Genomic DNA, 359 nt, shown 5'->3' on the forward strand with positions numbered 1-359 from the left:
GCCGGGGATGTTGTTACGGTGGCGAGCACGGGTACCTTTGATACTAAGCATGCGGGTACCGGTAAGACGGTTAACCTGAGCGCTACCAGCTATGGCGGCGCGGATAACACGAACTACAGCATCACAGATCAGGCGACTGCCACGGCGAATGTAACCACTAAAGCGATCAGCATCAGTGGTATTACGGCAAGCAACAAAACCTACGATGCAAACACCGACGCGGCGCTTGATGTTTCGGGTGCCGCAGGCTGGATCGCCGGGGATGTTGTCACGGTGGCGAGCACGGGTACCTTTGATACTAAGCATGCGGGTACCGGTAAGACGGTTAACCTGAGCGCTACCAGCTATGGCGGCGCGGA

At 57.1% G+C, this 359-nt stretch carries 1 protein-coding gene; it reads left to right on the top strand.

Annotated features, from left to right (window positions below; all coding sequences use genetic code 11):
* A partial coding sequence (locus H4J59_RS00005) for a YDG domain-containing protein (protein WP_220469670.1) occupies nucleotides 1–359 on the top strand: 359 nt, incomplete at both ends.

The sequence above is a fragment of the Colwellia sp. MB02u-10 genome, from assembly GCF_014077185.1.
Classification (GTDB): domain Bacteria; phylum Pseudomonadota; class Gammaproteobacteria; order Enterobacterales; family Alteromonadaceae; genus Cognaticolwellia.